The organism is Cuspidothrix issatschenkoi CHARLIE-1 (genome assembly GCF_002934005.1).
In the GTDB taxonomy this organism is placed as follows: Bacteria; Cyanobacteriota; Cyanobacteriia; order Cyanobacteriales; family Nostocaceae; genus Cuspidothrix; species Cuspidothrix issatschenkoi.
In genome coordinates this window covers 1-5,147 of sequence record NZ_PGEM01000203.1, presented here as the reverse complement: position 1 = coordinate 5,147, position 5,147 = coordinate 1, and the positions used below count along the sequence as shown (strand labels likewise).

Genomic DNA, 5,147 nt, shown 5'->3' with positions numbered 1-5,147 from the left:
GTTGGTTTGGTCAGTAGCATACAGCCCCGATGGTCAAACCCTGGCTGGTGGGAGTAAGGACAAGACTATCAAACTGTGGAATGTAAAAACAGGAAACCTACTGCAAACCCTCACTGGTCATTCTGACCGGGTTAGGTCAGTAGCATACAGTCCCGATGGTCAAACCCTGGCTAGTGGGAGTGATGACAACACTATCAAACTGTGGAATGTAAAAACGGGAAACCTACTGCAAACTGTGGAATGTAAAAACGGGAAGGCTACTGTACTGCAAACCCTCACTGGTCATTCTGAGTTGCTTTGGTCAGTAGCATACAGCCCTGATGGTCAAACTCTGGCTAGTGGGAGTCATGACAAGACTATCAAGATATGGCAGGTTGCAGCATCTATTAGTAAAGCACCAGTCCAGCAAACTCCATCTCAGGTTTCACAACCGCCAGTTTATAAACCTCAAAGTCAACCTGTCACAATTCCAGCACCTAAAACAACGATTCCTGTCAAAAATACGAACCTGAGAAAACTATTAATAATTGCGATATTAGGACTGATAGGAACTCAAGTCTATGGCTATCAACGTTATGGCGTGTTTCCAGTTGATCCCATATCTGTAATTGCAAATTTATCTAGTGGTATCTCTTTAGAAAAAACCCTCACCGGTCATTCTAGAAACTGGGGTAGCGTTAATTCCGTAGCATACAGCCCTGATGGTAAAACCCTCGCTAGTGGGAGTGATGACAAGACTATCAAACTGTGGAATGCCCGCACAGGAAAGCTACTCCAAACCCTCACCGGTCATTCTAGAAACTGGGGTAGCGTTAATTCCGTAGCATACAGCCCCGATGGTCAAACCCTGGCTAGTGGGAGTGATGACAAGACTATCAAACTGTGGAATGCCCGCACAGGAAAGCTACTCCAAACCCTCACTGGTCATTCTGACTCGGTTAATTCCGTAGCATACAGCCCCGATGGTCAAACCCTGGTTAGTGGGAGTGACGACAAGACTATCAAAATATGGAATGTAATAACAGGAAAGTTAGTCAAAACCTCTATTCATAATTCTAATTGGGTTAATCCCGTAGCATTTAGCCCTGATGCTCAAATCATCGCTACTATTGGAAGTGATGATAACAGTATCAAGATAAGAAATGTCTCTACAGGAAAGCTACTCCAAAACCTGCCAGGGCATTCTAACTGGGTTAATTCAAATATTAGTAAAACAGATAAAGATAATGATGAACTACTTCAGGCTATACTAGGAGATTCTAGCTGGATTGATTCTCTAGTATTCAGCCCCGATAGTCAAACCCTTGCTAGTATTGGGAGAAGAGACGGGACTATCAAGATATGGAATATAACTACAGGAAAGTTAATCCAAATCTTCTCTACTAATGCTCGTTCTGTAGCATTCAGTCCAGACGCTCAAATGCTTGCTAGTGGCAGTAACTCTGGGACTATCAAGATATGGAATGTGATTACAGGACAGCTACTCCAAACCTTCCCGGCTCATTTTAACTCGGTTAGTTTTTTGACATACAGCCCCGATGGTCAAACCCTTGCTAGTATTGGGAGAAGAGACGGGACTATCAAAATATGGCGGTTAAAGTAGTCATTAATAGAATTTTATTAGCAATCGTCCATTTTATCATCCTGTAAATCCTAAAATCCTGGACATCCTGATTCAGACAATTTTACTAACCTATTTCCTCACCATAAATCTATGAATCATAAAGTTTTTTATCTTAATGGTAAAAAAATCAATAACAAACAAACATTTTTAAAACAAGCTGCTGAAGCAATGGAATTTCCTCAATACTTCGGCGCTAACTGGGATGCTTTTGATGAATGTATCACCGATTTAACATGGTGTCCGGCTCAAAGATATGTGATATTATATGATCATGCTGATATCTTTGCTCAAGCAGAACCGACACAGTACCAAATAGCATTGGATATTTTAAATTCAGCCAAAGAATACTGGGAAGCTAATAATATTCCTCTCAAGTTTTTAGTTATTAACAAATAGGTAAAGTTACATTTTCACTATTTGAAGATTGTTTATTGTGGTTGTCACAAATCAGGATAACCAGGATGTAAGGATGTACAGGATTTGATTAACTTTTTACCTGATGAAAATAAATGTAATATTCCATCATTCCCAATAGTCGGTTTAAACCGACTTGAGCTTTTAGACAGGGAATTTATTCCCTGGCTTCCTATTTGGAGATTGTTTATTGTGGTTGTCTGAATCAGGATAACCAGGATGTAAGGATGTACAGGATTTGATTAACTTTTTATCTGATGAAAATAAATGTAATATTCCATCATTCCCAATAGTCGGTTTAAACCGACTTGAGCTTTTAGACAGGGAATTTATTCCCTGGCTTCTGGCTATTTGGAGATTGTTTATTGTGGTTGTCACAAATCAGGATAACCAGGATTTTAGGATGTACAGGATTATGATTTATACATTTTCTGTGAATAATAAATATATATTCTCTTGTCTGAATCAGGATAACCAGGATTTGAGGATGTACAGGATTGTAGTTTATAGATTTTCTGTAAATATTTAATGATGATAAATTTTGATTAAGACAGGACTTACGCCAAATAGAGCGAAAGTAGGGGTAATTCATGAATTACCCCTACGAAATAATCAGGGTTTCAGTTACATCTTGCGTAAGTCCTATAAGATAAAAAATATATTTTCTATCATTTACAAAAACCATAAATAAATTGTCAAAAACATCCTGTTAATCCTTTAATCCTGGACATCCTGATTCAGACAAAAAATATCCTGAAAATCCTCAGAGTAAATTAATTCTCTGACTTCCTTAATAAAGCCACAAAACCAGCTTGAACAAAATGAATATCAGCCGTTACTGCATAAATTAAACCCTGTTCTTTCATAACAACAAATGAGATACAATCTGTCAAACCCCAATTTTTATCTTGACGACTGTGATAAAGTTCCAGCGCACCCATGAGAAGCGGTGTATCTACACTGACAACTTTGATATTATCTGTTTGATAACACTGATTAATGAACTTCCTGATTCATTCTATGATCTCATTGTCATGTTTAGGATTACCACATAAATAGTGATCATGTTGACTTGACCAATCACTTGGTGCTTCAATAGTTCCTGTTAATGCCTCTAGCACATCCCAAGCATTACCTTCATTTTCTATATCTTCTAGTGATTCAGTAAAAAGAGGATTATCCTTGTGCATCCCTGCAAATTTCAGCCAAGGATGTTCTCTTTTATCTGGTTTAATTTCTAAAGTTACTATTTCTGGTTTTCGGGCTTGAAAAAGTTGAATCAGATTATTTAAAGCTTCTTCTTTATTCGCACCTAAACCTTGACATTCTGGTAAACTTAACAATGTAGCTTTAACCGTACCATCTTCTTGATTTTCAATCAACACATCATAAGTTAACTTGGGTGCAATTGTGGAAAGAGCATTTTTAACAGCTAAAATCATGATATTTTTACTCTTCTAATTCTGAATTGATTATAACACAATACTTGAAAATAGTTAAAATTATCGTCTAGATGATGTTAGGATTTATAGGACTTTATTAGCGATCGCCCATTTTATATTTTATCATCCTGTTAATCCTTTAATCGGTGGACATTATCTCGACTTCGCTCGATAACCACCTGATTCTGACAATTTTACTAACTTATTTCCTCACCATAAATCTATGAATCATAAAGTTACTTTTTCTTTTTCACTATTTGGAGATTGTTTATTGTGGTTGTCACAAATCAGGATAACCAGGATGTAAGGATGTACAGGATTTGATTAACTTTTTACCTGATGAAAATAAATGTAATATTCCATCATTTCCAATAGTCGGTTTAAACCGACTTGAGCTTTTAGACAGGGAATTTATTCCCTGGCTTCTGGCTATTTGGAGATTGTTTATTGTGGTTGTCACAAATCAGGATTACCAGGATTTAAGAATTTACAGGATTATAATTTATAGATTTTCTGTGAATAGTTAATGATTATAAATTATGATTCAGAGGAAAATATATTTTCTATCATTCACAACAACCTATATTTTCTAAAAAACATCCTGTTAATCCTTTAATCTTGGATATCCTGATATGGCTTGCGCCACGCTACGCTATCAGACAATTTAATTATTCCTTATTTTCCTTTATAATCAAAATACTAAACAATAGAAATAGCCAAACAGGAGTAAATAGATTATTAATAATCAACCTCAACTACTTCCAGGAAAAGGAGGTTGTCATCGGCAAACAATATCTTACGGTAAACGCCCTAATTTAAACCTATCATCCAGAGAAGTATTAGCACAAGAAATTTGGGATGTACGTTGTATTTATCGTCGTCAAGGTTTGTATAATAGAGAAATCAGGGAAAGTTTGCAAACATTAATCAAACGGAATAAATCTACTTGGCCATGGATTTTTGAGAAATAAGGGACAAAACAATGAATCAAAATAATTTATTGGCAACCTTGCAAGAAAATCGCTTAATGCAAACAGAAGAACAAGTTACAAATTTTGAAAATGCTTTAGCTGAAATAGCTGAAAATCCTGATGAAAATAATTTATCTGCCTATCATCTAATTTTAGATGATCAATGTCAACAGCCAGAAGTGATGTTTAGCTTAATTCATTTTCTGGAATCTTTTGATATAGAAAAACAAATTACAGCATTTATTCATGTTGTCCCTCAATTAATGATAACAGCACCAGAATGGACGAGAATTATTCACAACCGGATTTTAAATGATGTATCAGCGTGTGGAGTTTATTATCAAGGTCTAGAATTAATAAAGCGTAAAAACCCTCATCATTTTATCTATGATCTGTTAGAAGAAAGTGTTATTAATCAAATAAATTATCATATAGAAGGACCTCGTGGTATTTTAGTCGGAGAAAGTCCTTCTTTGAAAAGACTACAAGTAAATGAGGTCAAGAAATAAAATGCTCAAAATATTGTGGTTTGGGCATTTTTTCCATCTTTGTGTACATAGATTCAAGGAAAATATATATGATCATGCTGATATCTTTGCTCAAGCTGAACCGACACAGTAACAAATAGCATTGGATATTTTAAGTTCAGCCAAAGAATACTGGGAAGCTAATAATATTGGCTCTACTAGAGTGGTT

Annotated in this window: 5 protein-coding genes; 3 read left to right on the top strand and 2 right to left on the bottom strand. The window is 35.8% G+C overall.

The window, feature by feature from the left end:
• Both CUN59_RS20155 and CUN59_RS20150 read left to right on the top strand, forming a co-directional pair.
• A partial coding sequence (locus tag CUN59_RS20155) for a WD40 repeat domain-containing protein (protein ID WP_133164060.1) occupies positions 1-1,603 on the top strand: 1,603 nt, incomplete at its 5' end.
• A 111-nt stretch (positions 1,604-1,714) separates the two neighbouring features.
• Positions 1,715-2,020, top strand: a complete 306-nt coding sequence (locus CUN59_RS20150) for a barstar family protein (RefSeq protein WP_104389502.1) — start codon at positions 1,715-1,717, stop codon at positions 2,018-2,020.
• Positions 2,021-2,811: 791 nt separating this feature from the next.
• Here the strand turns inward: CUN59_RS20150 and CUN59_RS20145 are convergent.
• Positions 2,812-2,979 (bottom strand): hypothetical protein, encoded by a 168-nt coding sequence (locus CUN59_RS20145; protein ID WP_243407005.1) that lies wholly within the window; start codon positions 2,977-2,979, stop codon positions 2,812-2,814.
• Between the two features lie 72 nt (positions 2,980-3,051).
• Positions 3,052-3,480, bottom strand: a complete 429-nt coding sequence (locus tag CUN59_RS20140; protein WP_104389501.1) for a type II toxin-antitoxin system HicB family antitoxin — start codon at positions 3,478-3,480, stop codon at positions 3,052-3,054.
• 982 nt (positions 3,481-4,462) lie between these two features.
• Between CUN59_RS20140 and CUN59_RS20130 the strand changes: the two genes are divergently transcribed.
• Positions 4,463-4,960, top strand: coding sequence for an Imm30 family immunity protein (locus tag CUN59_RS20130; protein ID WP_104389499.1), 498 nt, complete (start codon positions 4,463-4,465; stop codon positions 4,958-4,960).
• Positions 4,961-5,147: the final 187 nt, after the last annotated feature.